At 56.7% G+C, this 13209-nt stretch carries 13 protein-coding genes; 6 read left to right on the top strand and 7 right to left on the bottom strand.

Annotated features, from left to right (window positions below; all coding sequences use genetic code 11):
• Positions 1–43: 43 nt before the first annotated feature.
• The 4 genes from ACSQ3H_RS05370 to ACSQ3H_RS05355 form a co-directional block, all read right to left on the bottom strand.
• Entirely contained in the window at positions 44–466 is a 423-nt protein-coding gene (locus ACSQ3H_RS05370) for an RNA-binding S4 domain-containing protein (protein WP_436116095.1), read from the bottom strand.
• 1 nt (position 467) lies between these two features.
• Positions 468–3530 (bottom strand): helicase-related protein, encoded by a 3063-nt coding sequence (locus ACSQ3H_RS05365; protein WP_436116094.1) that lies wholly within the window; start codon positions 3528–3530, stop codon positions 468–470.
• A 657-nt stretch (positions 3531–4187) separates the two neighbouring features.
• A complete protein-coding gene (locus ACSQ3H_RS05360; protein WP_436116093.1) occupies positions 4188–4913 on the bottom strand; it encodes a beta-ketoacyl-ACP reductase in 726 nt (241 codons plus the stop codon).
• Between the two features lie 130 nt (positions 4914–5043).
• The gene (locus tag ACSQ3H_RS05355; RefSeq protein ID WP_436116092.1) at positions 5044–6228 is read right to left on the bottom strand and encodes an acetyl-CoA C-acetyltransferase; all 1185 of its coding nucleotides are present in this window, start codon (positions 6226–6228) and stop codon (positions 5044–5046) included.
• A gap of 259 nt (positions 6229–6487) precedes the next feature.
• Here ACSQ3H_RS05355 and phaR point away from each other — a divergent pair, with 259 nt between their 5' ends.
• The 5 genes from phaR (at position 6488) to ACSQ3H_RS05330 (ending at position 9645) form a co-directional block, all read left to right on the top strand.
• Entirely contained in the window at positions 6488–7099 is a 612-nt protein-coding gene (gene phaR / locus ACSQ3H_RS05350) for a polyhydroxyalkanoate synthesis repressor PhaR (RefSeq protein ID WP_436116091.1), read from the top strand.
• A gap of 88 nt (positions 7100–7187) precedes the next feature.
• The gene (locus tag ACSQ3H_RS05345; RefSeq protein WP_436116090.1) at positions 7188–7625 is read left to right on the top strand and encodes a GlcG/HbpS family heme-binding protein; all 438 of its coding nucleotides are present in this window, start codon (positions 7188–7190) and stop codon (positions 7623–7625) included.
• Positions 7626–7648: 23 nt separating this feature from the next.
• Positions 7649–7930 carry a cupin domain-containing protein gene (locus ACSQ3H_RS05340; RefSeq protein ID WP_436116089.1) on the top strand — a complete coding sequence of 94 codons (282 nt, stop codon included), beginning with the start codon at positions 7649–7651 and terminating at the stop codon, positions 7928–7930.
• A 103-nt stretch (positions 7931–8033) separates the two neighbouring features.
• The gene (locus ACSQ3H_RS05335; RefSeq protein ID WP_436116088.1) at positions 8034–8393 is read left to right on the top strand and encodes a YciI family protein; all 360 of its coding nucleotides are present in this window, start codon (positions 8034–8036) and stop codon (positions 8391–8393) included.
• Between the two features lies 1 nt (position 8394).
• On the top strand, positions 8395–9645 hold the full coding sequence (locus tag ACSQ3H_RS05330) for an RNA polymerase sigma factor (RefSeq protein ID WP_436116087.1): 1251 nt from the start codon (positions 8395–8397) through the stop codon (positions 9643–9645).
• Positions 9646–9696: 51 nt separating this feature from the next.
• Here the strand turns inward: ACSQ3H_RS05330 and rpmF are convergent, their stop codons facing one another.
• On the bottom strand, positions 9697–9879 hold the full coding sequence (rpmF, locus tag ACSQ3H_RS05325) for a 50S ribosomal protein L32 (protein ID WP_008121851.1): 183 nt from the start codon (positions 9877–9879) through the stop codon (positions 9697–9699).
• A 160-nt stretch (positions 9880–10039) separates the two neighbouring features.
• On the bottom strand, positions 10040–10741 hold the full coding sequence (gene mtgA, locus ACSQ3H_RS05320) for a monofunctional biosynthetic peptidoglycan transglycosylase (RefSeq protein ID WP_436119358.1): 702 nt from the start codon (positions 10739–10741) through the stop codon (positions 10040–10042).
• Positions 10742–10951: 210 nt separating this feature from the next.
• Here mtgA and ACSQ3H_RS05315 point away from each other — a divergent pair, with 210 nt between their 5' ends.
• Positions 10952–11869: a polyprenyl synthetase family protein gene (locus ACSQ3H_RS05315; RefSeq protein ID WP_436119357.1), complete on the top strand. Its 918-nt coding sequence runs from the start codon at positions 10952–10954 to the stop codon at positions 11867–11869.
• A gap of 3 nt (positions 11870–11872) precedes the next feature.
• Here the strand turns inward: ACSQ3H_RS05315 and ispG are convergent, their stop codons facing one another.
• Positions 11873–13144: a flavodoxin-dependent (E)-4-hydroxy-3-methylbut-2-enyl-diphosphate synthase gene (gene ispG, locus ACSQ3H_RS05310; RefSeq protein ID WP_436116086.1), complete on the bottom strand. Its 1272-nt coding sequence runs from the start codon at positions 13142–13144 to the stop codon at positions 11873–11875.
• Positions 13145–13209: the final 65 nt, after the last annotated feature.

Below are 13209 nucleotides of genomic sequence, written 5' to 3'. Positions count from 1 at the left end.
GAAGATTATTTCGACGCAACGGCGAATATTTGAAATCCAGACATCAATCCTCTGAAATATCCTGATCGCCTTGCATCAGCCGGTCCACCTGCCGCCGTTCGCGTTTTGTCGGGCGACCACTGCCAGTGTCGCGCCTTGGCAATCCATCGAGACTGCTGATGCCGTCTTTGGGCGGAGGCGGCGGCGAGATGTCTTCGTACAGTGTGCGCGCTTCTTCGGCCGGACCGCGGCGCGTCCCACCAGAGAGCACCTTGTAGATGAGAATGCGCCGGTCGAGAGTAATCGTCAGCACGTCACCCGGCTTCACGCCGTGCGATGGTTGATCGATCTTGTCCTTGTTGGATCGGACACCGCCACCAGACACAAGCTTTGCCGCGAGGGACCGGGATTTGACCACCCGCGCGAAGAACAGCCATTTGTCGATGCGCTGCCTCCCGCTTCCGTCATTTGGGGCCGTTCCCACCATCCTATTTCTTCATTTGTTCCTTCAGCGCCAGCAATTTGGCGAAGGGTGAGTCCATATCGATCTTGACCGGGCGCTCTTCACGTTCCGGACGCTTCGCATGAATCGGTGGCTTGTCCGCAGGCTTTCCGTCCTGCTTGAAGCGTTCCTTTCCGCCGGGCTTGCCTTTGCCGCGGAAATGCTCTTTGCGCTCACCGCGCTCGTTCTGCTGGTTTTCGTTGCGTTCAGGTCTGGCGGGACGCGGTTCGGCCTGACCATTTCGCGCTTGACCTCGTGGATGCTCGCGTTTCTCCTGATGTCCGCGATTGTTGCGTCCGTCGAAACGCGCCTGCCGCCAGAGGAATATCGGTTTTGGCGCTTCTTCAGGTATGGCTGGCGCAAGGGTGGTGGGCTCTCCAGCGGGCTCGCTTGCTTCGGTAACCGGTTCAGCCACAGCTTGCGTTTCCGCAAGTGGCTCTACGGGTTCAACAGCAGTTGTTGGTTCCGTTACCGCCGAGGTCATATCCTCGACAGGAGCCGTTTCCGCCACAGTGGTCACGACTTCTTGCGGTGCGGCGGCAGGCATTGGTGCTGCATCGAGTTCCACCAGCTTTGCAGCGACAATCGCTGCGTCGACCGGCTCCTGACGATAACCGAGGCTCTTCAGAATTTCTTCCATGTCGTCGGCAGTGGCACCTAGAATCGACATCATCGACGGCGTGACAACAAAACGCGTGCCATCATAGGCGCCGTCCGGCCGTAAACCGATTCCCGGTTTCCAGGAAAGCGCGGGACGGATGAGATCGGCAAGCCGCTCTAGAATATCGATGCGGACGGCTCGCCGGCCGAGGAGACGATAGCCTCCAAGCCGATAGAAGGCTGGATCAAAGCTCGGGTCTGTAACCACCGATGTGCGTCCGGCGGATAAGACCTGCACCACATCGCCATATCCCGGGCGATCCTTGGCGTCTTCCTTGAGCGCCCACAAAAGCGTCAGCAGACCGGCCGGTGCAGGTTTGAGCAACGCCGGCAGAAAGACGTGGTAGGCGCCAAAGCGGACGCCGAGACGGCGTAGAGCGGCGCGGGAATCCTGATCGAGGCCACGAACGTCTTCCGCCACATCACGGCGCTGAAGAACGCCGAAATTCTCGACGAGTTGGAAAGCGAGGCCCTTGGTGATACCAACCAACGCATCGGCATTGGCAAGGTCGACAAGTGGCTTCAGGATCGTATCGATATGATGGGCGAGGAAGCGATCGACACGGGCCGCGACCTTGTCGCGTGCCGGCCCGGTCAGTTGCTCGTCGGCCAGCAACACAGCGCGGGGCTTAAGTGCTTGCTCTCCGGAGACGACCGAAGCAACTGGAGCGCCGATCCATCGTAAGGTCCCGTCGGAACCAAGAGCAAAATCGCCATTTGCCGAAGCGGAAAAACGCTCGGCGCGATTTTCGAACTCCGTCGCGAGGGCTTTTTGCGCAGCCGCTTTGACGGCTTTCGCATCCGTTCCGTCGACTTGAGCGTCCGTGGTGAAACGGAACCCATCCAAACGTCCAACATGGTGCCCTTCGACAACAACGTCCCCGGCAGGGCTAATTTCGGCTTCTAGCATTGTATTCTCTCTCAGGCGCCTCATAAGCACGCTTGTCCTGCGGTCTACGAAGCGTTTCGTCAACCGTTCATGCAGTGCATCTGATAATCTGTCCTCAATTTCACGCGTCTTTTCTTGCCAATGTGCCTGATCTGCAAGCCATCCAGGCCTGTGAGACACAAAAGTCCAGGTTCTGATCTGGGCGATACGCCGTGAAAGCGCATCGATATCGCCGTCCGTGGAATCCGCTCGGCGAACCTCTTCGGCCATGTAATTTTCATTCACATGGCCCTTATCGGCGAGATCGGTATAGATCGATGCGATGATATCGGCATGTTGCGCCGGCGCGATCTTGCGATAGTCGGGCAAGGCGCAGGCGTCCCACAAAAGTGCAACACGCTCTGGGGTATCGGCCAATGGTGCGACATCGGGGTCGTTGGACAGATATTCGAGCGCCTGCTGATCCACCGCGGGCAGCGCTCTGGTCAGTCCTTCAACCGGCGCAGGCGTGTCGATGGATCGCTTCAGCGCATCAAGGCTGGAGTAATCAAAGCGAGCAGTTCGCCATTGCAGGATTTTTACCGAATCGAAGGCATGCGATTCCACACGCTGTACGAGTTCTTCGGAGAAGCTGGATACCTGTCCGGTGACACCAAATGTACCATCGCGCAAATGCCGTCCCGCGCGCCCCGCGACCTGACCGATTTCGCCCGGCGACAGATTGCGGAACTGATAGCCATCGAACTTCCGGTCCTGGGCGAAAGCCACGTGATCGACATCGAGATTGAGACCCATACCAATGGCGTCGGTCGCAACAAGGTAATCTACGTCACCCGATTGATAGAGATCAACCTGAGCGTTGCGGGTACGCGGACTCAGCGCTCCCATGACTACTGCCGCACCACCGCTCTGGCGTCGTATAAGCTCGGCGATGGAATAAACCTCCTCCGCGGCGAAGGCGACGATGGCCGACCGGGGAGGCAAGCGGGTTATCTTTTTTGGCCCGGCATAGGTGAGATTTGAAAGCCGCGGTCGCGTGACAACCGAAATCCCGCGCAGGAGCTTCTCAAGGATCCCACGCATCGTTGCTGCGCCGAGCAGCAGAGTTTCCTGACGCCCCCGCAGATGCAGAATACGATCGGTAAAGATATGACCGCGCTCAAGATCATTGGCGAGTTGCACTTCATCGATAGCGACAAAGTCCATATCGGTCTGGCGCGGCATGGCTTCGACAGTGCAGACCGCATAGCGGGCACCGGGGGGATTGATCTTTTCCTCACCAGTGATCAGCGCGACGTTTGCGAAGCCTACCCGTTCTGCCACACGATGATATACCTCGCGGGCCAGCAGGCGGAGTGGCAGACCGATCATTCCGGTCTGATGCGCAAGCATCCGCTCGATCGCCAGATGGGTTTTTCCCGTATTGGTGGGCCCCAGGACGGCTGTAACATCGCGGCCCGTCAAGACGAGGGGAAGTTCGAGGCTAGGCATAAGGTTCATCAATTACAATCCAATACCGGCCAAACGAGGCGGTGCGAGCCGGGCATGTATCTGCGATTAGCATTTTAAGCGTCCGACAGAAAGGTATGCGGGGCTCTCCAGATAAACAATCGCGAACCGATTCACGGAGTGTTCCGTGAAGAAATAGAACGCGAGGAGAACGAATCAGCTACGAAATGGCTCTAGGATGAGATTCCTGATTTGTTCACGGCCATATTTAGCTTTTTAGGCCAAGATTCGCACTACATGCTGAATCGCTCAAGATTGCATCACTCAGATCCGTCTCTAAGGTATGTACGTTTGTAAATTTGTTATTATGACCACGCTTCCGATATTTCAAAGTTTAAAAAACCTGAATGATTCCTTATAATTAGTTAATACATTTGGCATTCGAAAGACTACTTCTATTAACACTTCGATCAAAGCCGGAACGAATCAGCGACGAATCAGCGCCTCCCGAGATTTCCCGTTTTGTTCACCACAATATTTTGTGCTGCAACGACAGAATCCATACAAGCCGAAGAGAATCCCAAGCTTTACTAGGACAAGATTCAGATTGATCGTTAATGTTCTCGCACAGATTCGGACAACCATAATCGACGAGAGGTAAACCGCCACGCACCTTTTCCACGCGCAGCGGCACCGATTTAATTGCATTCAGGTTGAGTATTGTCCGCCATTGGCTGTAAGCGTAGAACCGGTAATGAAGCCAGCATCGTCGGAAGCAAGGAACACGACGCAGCGAGCAACCTCTTCCGGTTCGCCGAGGCGTCCGACCGGAATCTGCGGAATGATCCGCTCATTGAGCACTTTCTCATCAATTGCCCGCACCATCTCGGTACCGATATAGCCCGGGCATATGGCGTTGACAGTGATTCCGGCGCGGGCACCCTCTTGGGCCAAAGCTTTGGTAAAACCGATATCACCGGCCTTCGAAGCAGAATAGTTGGCCTGCCCCGCCTGACCTTTTTGTCCATTGATCGATGAGATATTGATCACCCGACCGAACTTGCGATCGCGCATACCATTCCACACCGGGTGGGTCATGTTGAACAGACCGGTGAGATTGGTGTTGATGACGTCACTCCATTGGCTCGGTGTCATTTTGTGGAACATCGCATCACGGGTGATACCCGCATTGTTGACCAGCACGGCGACGGGGCCGAGATCTGCTTCGATTTTGGCGACACCGGCTGCGCATTCCTCGTAATTGGAAACGTCCCATTTGTAGGTCGCGATTCCGGTCTTTTTGCTAAATTCTTTCGCCGCGTCATCATTACCGGCGTAGTTCGCCGCTACTTTGTAACCCGCCGCTTTCAAAGCGACGCAAATGGCAGCGCCTATACCGCGCGTTCCACCTGTAACGATTGCTGTTTTTGTCATTTACCCCTCCCTCAAACTGATCTCGTACAAACGCTCTGTAGTTATGAAAACATGAAACGGCGGTTTGGTTTCAGCGACAGCCACCGACATCGAAAACCGGCCCAATAATGCTTGGGCCGGTGAAGCGTCACTAGTCCTTGATGCGCTCGATGCAAAGCGCTACGCCCATGCCGCCGCCGATGCAAAGCGTCGCGAGGCCCTTAGTTCCGTTGCGACGCTTCAACTCGAACAGCAACGTATTGAGAACACGAGCACCAGACGCGCCAATTGGATGGCCTATGGCAATTGCGCCACCGTTCACGTTGACAATGTCCGGGTTGAAGCCAAGATCCTTGTTGACTGCGCAGGCCTGCGCAGCAAACGCCTCGTTTGCCTCGACCAGGTCGAGGTCTTCGGCCTTCCAGCCAGCCTTTTCCAAGGCTTTGCGAGATGCCGGGATCGGTCCTGTTCCCATGATCGACGGATCAACCCCCGCCGTGGCCCAGGACGCGATGCGCGCCAGTGGCTTGATCCCGCGGCGCTTGGCTTCTTCCTCGCTCATCAACACGACCGCTGCGGCACCATCATTAAGACCCGACGCATTGCCCGCGGTCACAGTGCCGTCCTTATCGAAAGCTGGCCTCAACTTTGCCAGCGAGTCCAAGGTCGCTCCGTGACGGATATATTCATCGTCGGCAACCACGACATCGCCCTTGCGCGTCTTGACCGTAAACGGCACGATTTCGTCCTTGAACTTACCAGCCTTCTGGGCCGCCTCAGCCTTGTTCTGCGAGCCAAGCGCGAACTTGTCCTGATCCTCGCGGGTCAACTGCCACTTGCGGGCGATATTTTCAGCGGTAATACCCATATGATAACCGTGAAACGCGTCCGTCAGGCCGTCCTTGATCATCGTATCAATCAACTTCATGTCGCCCATCTTTGTACCATTGCGAAGATGCGCGCAGTGCGGCGCCAAGGACATTGATTCCTGACCGCCAGCAACAACAATATTCGCATCGCCCATTGCAATCTGTTGCATGCCAAGCGCCACTGCGCGCAAGCCAGAGCCGCAAACTTGGTTCAGACCCCAAGCCGTCGCTTCCTGGGGAATGCCGGCAGCCATGGCTGCCTGTCTCGCGGGGTTCTGGCCCTCGCCTGCGCCGAGGACCTGGCCCATGATCACTTCATCGACATCGGCGCCGTCAACGCCCGCGCGGCTCAGTACTTCCTTGATAACGGCCGCACCCAACTCGTGTGCCGGAACATTGGCGAATGCACCGTTGAACGATCCAACAGGAGTGCGGGCAGCGCTAGCGATGACGATGGATTGGGTCATAACGTTTCCTCATATTTGTCATTCTGAATTCATAAAGCATATATCGGCCAGAATTAGCCGCCTGCAACAGTTTGACAAGGCCCATTTAAGTCTAAGGCGCAAATATCGCTCTTCGCGCTGCAGCATTGACCACAATGCACTGCGTTGAATGCAATGCACAAATCGCTTTGAATTGGCGCGCTTTGCCCCTATCCTCTTAAGTCTGTCCGTAAGCCGCCACGCAAATTCGGCGAAGGAAGCGAAGTTGGGGAGTTGAACAATGGCAGCAAAAACCGGGGACATCGTCATCAAGAAATACGCTAACCGGCGTCTCTACAATACCGGAACAAGTACTTATGTGACGTTGGAAGACCTGGCCGAGATGGTAAAGCGAAATGAGGACTTTACGGTTCAGGATGCAAAAACCGGCGAGGATATTACCCACTCAGTCCTCACCCAGATTATTTTCGAACTTGAGAACAAGGACGGGCAGAACATGCTGCCTATTCCCTTCCTCCGCCAATTGATTGCCTATTATGGTGATCAGATGCAGGTCGTGCTTCCAACGTTCCTCGAACAGTCCATGTCGGCCTTTGCCAAGGAGCAGGAGCGCATGCGAGAGCAGCTGACCGCCGCGTTCGGCAAGACGCCAATGGACATGATGAATGTCAGCGCCCCGATAAAGTTGGTCGAGGAGCAGGTTCGCCGCAACACGGAAATGTTGCAGCACGCCATGCGCATGTTCACACCCTTTCCGTTGAACAAGACAGCCGGTGCGGCTGAGCCCAATGAGACACCTGCGCCTGAAAAACCGGCGAAGGATACGGGCCTCGACGAGTTGAAGGAACAAATCGCCGCCATGCAGCGCAAGCTCGATTCCCTCGATAAATAACGAGCACAGATCATCAAGTTGATAGACACCGGCTGTCACAACAGGCAGCCGCATATTCAATTCGATAACACGTATGAAACAAACCATCATGGCCCAGATCACACTTTCCAAAGCCAATGGCATCATCAAGGCTGCTCTCGCCAAAGGTACCCAACTCGCAATGCGTCCCCTGTCGGTAGCAGTGCTCGATGCAGGTGGCCACCTCAAGGCATTCCAGAAGCAGGATGGCTCGTCCATGCTGCGGTTTGAAATCGCCTTCGGCAAAGCATTCGGGGCGCTCACCATCGGCGCCGGTTCGCGCACGGTCGAGAAGTTCGCGAAAGACCGGCCACATTTCATGGAAGGTCTGGTTGCAGCGTCCGGAGGACATGTCATTCCGGTTGCAGGAGGTGTGCTGGTCAAGAACGCCAAGGGCGAAATACTTGGCGCGGTCGGCATCAGCGGTGACACGTCAGACAATGACGAAACAGCAGCTATCGCTGGCGTTGAGGCGGCGGGTTTTGTCGCCGACGGCGGTCAAGGCTGACCATCATTAAGGAGAGAATGGCAATGGCAGGATCGGCGAAAGCAACAGTCTTCATCGACAATGAGCGGGTCCTCGTCACGGAGTATCGTTTCGCGGTTGGAGAGAACACCGGCTGGCACCGCCACGCACATGATTATGTCGTGGTTCCGTTGATGGACGGTCGCGTGAAGCTGGTGACGAAGGATGGGGATACTTTCGCCGAAATGAAAAAGGGCGTTCCCTATTTTCGCGCGGAGGGCGTCGAGCATGATGTCGTCAACGCCAATGATGGCGAATATGCTTTCATCGAGATAGAGCTAAAATAGCTCCCGAAAAACAATTTCTGCGGTTCATGTCAAAATGCGATCTGATGAGCCGTCATTGCATCGAGCGCATGTCTTTCGCGCTTTAAACCCGAAAGGAACTGCCATGAACTACACGATTTTGGCTTACGAAACAGCAGACGCATACGCGGCCCGCACTGATCCCAACAAGCAGGAAAACTATCGCGCCGGGTGGATGGCTTATACCCAGGTCCTCAGAGAAGCCGGCATAATGGTCACGGGCGCCGGGCTTCAGGCACCCGATACCTCGACCACGGTGAAGTTGCACAATGGCCAGCGGTTGGTCCAGGACGGACCATATGCTGACACGAAGGAACAATTGGGCGGCTTTTATATCATTAACGTGCCCGATCTTGACACGGCGCTTGGCTGGGCGGCTCGCTGCCCGGCTGCCGTTGCAGGCGGCGTGGTCGAGGTAAGGCCCAATATTCAAATGCCAAGCTGAAATGGAAGACTTCGACGCGCGCCGTGCCATCGAAATTGCGGCGCGCGACTCCTACGGCCGGTTGATTGCTTTTCTCGCGGCACGCTCACGCGACGTCTCTGCAGCCGAGGACGCATTGGCCGACGCTTTCGCTTCGGCCCTGGAACACTGGCCACGTAATGGCATACCGGACAAACCCGAGGCTTGGCTGTTGACCGCCGCCCGCAACCGGATGACCGACGCGAGACGCCATGCCTGTGTGCGGTCGGAAGCGGTTCCAGCCCTGCTCATGATAGCCGACGAGGCGCACGCCATGGCTGACAGCAATATTTCGTTCCCGGATGAGCGGTTGAAACTGCTTTTCATCTGCGCCCATCCGGCGATCGAAGCACCTGCCCGCACGCCCCTCATGCTCCAGACCTTGCTTGGACTGGGTGCTGTGCGTATAGGGTCCGCCCTTCTCGTTCAGCCTGCAGCCATGGGTCAGCGTCTCGCGCGGGCAAAACGCAAGATCCGTGATGCCGGCATCGGTTTCGAGGTACCAACAGCCAAGGAATTGCCTGCTCGTCTTGAAGCCGTACTGGAGGCAATATACGCCGCCTATGGCAGTGGTTGGGATGATGTGGCAGGCGCCGATCCACGTCGCAAGGGGCTGGCGCTTGAAGCGATCGGTCTATGCCGGATGCTTCTGCAGCTTATGCCAGGACAACCCGAAGTAATGGGCCTTCTGGCGCTCATGCTGTACTGTGAATCGCGACACAAAGCGCGGCGCAGTGCTACCGGTGAATATGTCCCTCTTTTGGAGCAGGACACAGCACGATGGTCGAGGCCGATGATCAATAGCGCAGAGCAGTTATTGAAGGCCGCTGCGCACTCAGGCCTCATCGGCAGCTTTCAGCTTGAGGCGGCGATTCAGTCGGCGCATGCGCAGCGCATCAAAACAGGTCATACTGATTGGGAGGCAATCGCACTGCTGTACGAAGGTCTGGTTGTCCATGCGCCAACGATCGGCGCACTCGTTGGCCGGGCGGCGGCCGTTGCCGAGGCACGAGACGCCGCTGTTGGCTGGGCGCTACTCGAGGCTATTCCCGCCGAATCGGTAAAGAGCTACCAACCCTATTGGGCACTTGCGGCCCATCTGCTCGCGCGCCTGCAACGCATTGACGAGGCCCGCGTCGCCTACGGTCGCGCCATTGGTCTATGCGAAGACCCGGCTATGCGTGAGTTCCTCACACGGAGACTTGAGGCACTGCCAGTGGAACCAACCAAATGAAAAGACCGGCACAAAGGCCGGTCTTTTCAATCGCAAACTCGAAAAAAGCGATTAGCCTTCCTTCGGCGTCAAAACCTGACGGCCGCGATACATGCCAGTCTTGAGATCGACATGATGAGGACGGCGCAGTTCGCCCGAATTCTTGTCTTCGACATAAGTCGGTGCCTTCAGCGCGTCGGCGGAACGGCGCATGCCGCGCTTCGACGGAGAAGTTTTTCGTTTAGGTACAGCCATTGTTCCAGCTCCAGTAATCAGTCAAAATCCGGCACTGGCCCGATTGAGCCTGTCACAATGGACAAAATTCCGGAAAGTTCGGTGGGGCTATACACGGCCTGAGAGCTTTTGACCAGCAGGAGTCACATATTTTTTGTCACAAAAGCTTTGTCCCGCCGATTCAGGGCCCGTTGACGCAGCCGACATAGGCACCAGCGCCACGTGCGCGACGCTCGTTGACCCGAGCCAATGTCTGCATACCTCGTCCGGGTCTGGCCGGATTGCGTACGATGGGATTGGGCAAGGTCACCGCGAGATATGCAGCCTGACGCGGCTGAAGCTTTGCGGCGCTTACCTTGAAATGGTGCTCCGCCGCAGCCTCGATGCCGTATATGCCCGGCCCCCATTCAGCTATATTGAGATAAATCTCCAACAGACGGCGCTTAGGCAAGATAAGATCCGTGAGTACCGCCAGAGGCACTTCCAGCCCCTTGCGAATAAAAGAACGGCTCGTCCAGAGGAAAAGATTCTTGGCTGTCTGCATTGGAATTGTCGAAGCACCGCGCGTCTGCTCGCCATCGATCGTATCCGAGACAACAGAATTGAGTGCGTCCCAGTCCACGCCGTTGTGGAAACAGAATCTGGCATCTTCGGACATCATCACCGAATTGACGAGAGATGGAGATATCTGATCGAGCGGCACCCAGCGGCGATCGTAACCGGAGAATGTCACGAGATCCTTGACCATCAACGTGGAAATTGGATGGATGAATGGCAGACGGTAGAGACTGAGCAGGATGATCGGCAACATGATCAGAATGATTCCGATCAGAATGAGATAGCGCACGACACGGCCGAAGGGCGAACGTCCGGGATCGACCAGATAACCTCTGCCCCGCTTGTTTCTGACGAGAACCCTTGCCACACATGCCTTCCAGTTGAATATTCCTGTCGGACATAAAGCAAAGAGTAGCAGAAGGGAATTCTTTCTGCGATTTTCTGCGTGGTACACACAGGGCGGCTGTAAAAAAACAATAGAGGCTTTGCTCAACCATTGACCGGGAGACCATTTGTCGGCAATTGGCTGAGCATGATGACAGATCAGGATTCCTCATTGTTCCAGATCGCGCTGCAGCAGCGCGCAGCTTCGGTCGAGGCGTTGCTCGCCGATCTGTTGTCGGATCGGCCGCAATCCGGCGAGATCACTCGCCCGGACCGATTGATGGCTGCTATCCGCCATGGCGTGCTGAATGGCGGGAAACGCTTGCGCCCATTTCTGGTGATGGAAAGTGCCGCTCTGTTTGGCGCGGATAACCTTGCCGCTTTGCGTGTTGCTGCGGCGCTCGAATGCATTCACAGTTACTCTCTCGTCCACGACGATTTGCCCGCCATGGACAATGATGATCTGCGCCGCGGCCAACCGACGGTGCATCGTAAATTCGATGAAGCTGCCGCCATTCTGGCCGGGGATAGTCTCCTGACCTATGCATTCGAATTGATCGCTTGCGAGGAAACCGAGCTTGATGCGCACGCGAGGGTAACGCTCATCTCAACGCTGGCCCGCTCCGCAGGCATAGGCGGCATGGTTGGCGGCCAGGCGCTCGATCTCGAAGCAGAGAAAGTCAAACCCGACGAGCAAGGCATCATCCGTCTGCAGGCAATGAAGACCGGAGCGTTAATCCGCTTTGCCTGCGAGGCGGGCGCCATCATCGGCCATGCAGACCCGAAGGATCGCGAACGACTGGCGGAATATGGCTCCGCCATCGGCCTCGCCTTTCAGCTTGCCGATGACCTGCTTGATGTGACTGCCGATGCGGGACACATGGGGAAAGCAACAGGCAAGGATGCTGCGGCGGGCAAGGCCACACTTGTCTCGATGCATGGCGTCGAGTGGACCAAGCGACAGCTGGCCGGTCTGGTCGCGCAGGCAGAAGAGCTTCTTGCGCCATTTGGTGAGAAGGCAGCCTTACTCAAGGATGCGGCGCACTTTATCGCCGAAAGACAGAGCTAGTCATTATTCTGCTGCGTGCGAATCCGCACCTTGGCCGAAGCGGTTTTCGATGTACTCCGCCACCATTTTCTGGAAATCTTGGGCGATACCGGCACCGCGCAAGGTCGCAACTTTCTTGCCATCGACAAAAACAGGCGCGGAGGGCGTTTCGCCCGTTCCCGGCAGCGAAATGCCGATATCGGCCATCTTGGACTCGCCCGGTCCGTTGACGATGCAGCCCATGACGGCGACGTTCAGCGCTTCGACGCCGGGATATTTTTCCCGCCAGACCGGCATGTTAGTGCGGATATCACTCTGGATCGATTGAGCCAGCTCCTGGAACACTGTCGATGTCGTGCGCCCACAGCCCGGGCATGCCGCAACGATTGGAATAAACTGGCGGAAGCCCATCGTCTGCAGGAGCTCCTGCGCCACCTGCACTTCACGTGTGCGATCCCCACCCGGTTCTGGCGTCAGCGAAATTCGGATCGTGTCCCCTATCCCCTGCTGCAAAAGGATACCCATTGCAGCCGAGGAAGCGACGATGCCCTTGGTGCCCATGCCCGCTTCGGTCAGCCCGAGATGCAATGCGTGGTCGCAGCGACGTGCAAGTTCGGCATAAACAGCGATCAGATCCTGAACCTGGCTTACCTTTGCAGAAAGTATGATCTTCGAGCGCGGCAGGCCGATCTCTTCGGCCAGTTGCGATGAAATGAGGGCCGATTGGACAATCGCTTCTCGCGTAACGGCTTCGGCGGTCAGCGGTGCACCCGCCGCATGGTTCTGGTCCATTAGGGCGGTCAGCAGTTCCTGATCAAGCGAGCCCCAGTTGACGCCGATGCGCACCGGCTTGCCATAGCGGATCGCCATTTCAATGATCGCACCGAACTGCGCGTCTTTTTTGTCCTTGAAGCCAACGTTTCCTGGATTGATGCGGTATTTGGCCAAGGCTTCGGCGCAGGCCGGATGATCGGCAAGAAGCTTGTGGCCGATATAGTGAAAGTCGCCGACCAATGGCACGGTAAGACCCACACGGTCGAGTCGCTCGCGAATTTTCGGCACGGCCGCGGCGGATTCATCGCGGTCGACGGTAATACGCACGATCTGCGAGCCAGCACGGGAGAGCGCCGCCACTTGCGCCACAGTTCCGTCCACATCGGCGGTATCGGTGTTGGTCATCGACTGAACGACAATCGGCGCGCCTCCGCCCACCATGACTCCACCCACATCCACACCAACTGAGCGTCGCCGGGCGAAAGGCTGCGAATAATAGTCTGACATTGTCAAGCTCCACATATGCTGTTCAGGTGGCGCAGCAATCGCTGTTTGTCAACATGCGACTTTCATGGATGCTACTCCCG

The sequence above is a fragment of the Phyllobacterium sp. LjRoot231 genome (assembly GCF_964253365.1).
In the GTDB taxonomy this organism is placed as follows: domain Bacteria; phylum Pseudomonadota; class Alphaproteobacteria; order Rhizobiales; family Rhizobiaceae; genus Phyllobacterium.
This window is presented reverse-complemented; position numbering and strand designations above follow the sequence as displayed.

Excerpts from the sequence above, each read along its gene's own strand:
- ACSQ3H_RS05355 (WP_436116092.1), bottom strand. The coding sequence starts at position 6,228 with ATGACCCAATCCATCGTCATCGCTAGCGCTGCCCGCACTCCTGTTGGA.
- ACSQ3H_RS05360 (WP_436116093.1), bottom strand. The coding sequence starts at position 4,913 with ATGACAAAAACAGCAATCGTTACAGGTGGAACGCGCGGTATAGGCGCT.
- ACSQ3H_RS05335 (WP_436116088.1), top strand. The coding sequence starts at position 8,034 with ATGAACTACACGATTTTGGCTTACGAAACAGCAGACGCATACGCGGCC.
- ACSQ3H_RS05340 (WP_436116089.1), top strand. The coding sequence starts at position 7,649 with ATGGCAGGATCGGCGAAAGCAACAGTCTTCATCGACAATGAGCGGGTC.
- rpmF (WP_008121851.1), bottom strand. The coding sequence starts at position 9,879 with ATGGCTGTACCTAAACGAAAAACTTCTCCGTCGAAGCGCGGCATGCGC.
- ACSQ3H_RS05370 (WP_436116095.1), bottom strand. The coding sequence starts at position 466 with ATGGTGGGAACGGCCCCAAATGACGGAAGCGGGAGGCAGCGCATCGAC.
- ACSQ3H_RS05345 (WP_436116090.1), top strand. The coding sequence starts at position 7,188 with ATGGCCCAGATCACACTTTCCAAAGCCAATGGCATCATCAAGGCTGCT.
- phaR (WP_436116091.1), top strand. The coding sequence starts at position 6,488 with ATGGCAGCAAAAACCGGGGACATCGTCATCAAGAAATACGCTAACCGG.
- ACSQ3H_RS05315 (WP_436119357.1), top strand. The coding sequence starts at position 10,952 with ATGACAGATCAGGATTCCTCATTGTTCCAGATCGCGCTGCAGCAGCGC.
- ACSQ3H_RS05365 (WP_436116094.1), bottom strand. The coding sequence starts at position 3,530 with ATGAACCTTATGCCTAGCCTCGAACTTCCCCTCGTCTTGACGGGCCGC.
- ACSQ3H_RS05330 (WP_436116087.1), top strand. The coding sequence starts at position 8,395 with ATGGAAGACTTCGACGCGCGCCGTGCCATCGAAATTGCGGCGCGCGAC.
- ispG (WP_436116086.1), bottom strand. The coding sequence starts at position 13,144 with ATGTGGAGCTTGACAATGTCAGACTATTATTCGCAGCCTTTCGCCCGG.